The sequence below is a fragment of the Streptomyces alkaliphilus genome (assembly GCF_014141535.1).
Classification (GTDB): domain Bacteria; phylum Actinomycetota; class Actinomycetes; order Streptomycetales; family Streptomycetaceae; genus Streptomyces; species Streptomyces alkaliphilus.
Map to the genome: position 1 here is coordinate 1 of NZ_VKHT01001580.1, position 694 is coordinate 694.

Annotated in this window: 1 protein-coding gene; it reads right to left on the reverse strand. The window is 79.8% G+C overall.

All coding sequences use genetic code 11. The annotated features are described in order from the left end of the window. Window positions 1–2 precede the first annotated feature (2 nt). A complete protein-coding gene (locus FNQ90_RS25790) occupies window positions 3–536 on the reverse strand; it encodes a hypothetical protein (protein WP_182608511.1) in 534 nt (177 codons plus the stop codon). Between the last annotated feature and the right edge of the window lie 158 nt (window positions 537–694).

Consider the following 694-nt stretch of genomic DNA (forward strand, 5'->3'; position numbering starts at 1 on the left):
GGTCAACCCGCTTTCCGACCCCCTCCGGCGCCCCGCCGGCGACGGGTGGGCAGGCCCGAGGGAAACGGCCCCCGGGTCAGCGCCGGGGAGGGCGGCGGAACCGCCGCCCCGCCGTCGGTGGGCATCGCTCCCGGCCGCTGCTCCGCCGGCCCGTCCGGCACCAGCCGCAGCACCCGGCAGGACTCCGCCCACCGCGCGACCGTCCCCTCCGGATCCACGGCGTTGAGCCGCTTGCCGCGCAGCTCGGCGACCGCCGCCTCCCACTCGGCGCCCCCCGGCTTCGGCTCCACCACCCGGGCCGGCCAGACCACCAGCCGACCGCCCTTGTCCTTGCCGCGCGCGCTCACCGTCGCCCGGGCGCCGGCGGCCAGCCCCAGACCCTCCAGCGGCTGTTCGCCCGGTCCGCCCACCAGGCAGACCGCGCCCTCGTGCCAGACGTGCCACAGCGGACGCACTGCCCCGCGCGGACCGCGCACCCACACCAGCGCGGACTTCCGGGCGGTCTCCTCGATCAGGGCGAGGTCGCCGGCCGGCACGGCCGTTCCGGGGGTCCCGGGAGCGGCGGGAGTGGCGTCGGAACGGGGAGCGGACGGGGGCACGGACGTCATGGCGCGAGCCTAGGCCCTCACGGGCCCCCGCGTCCGCCCCCGGGAGCCGGGATCGGAGGGGGCGGACGCGGGGGCCCGTGAGGGCC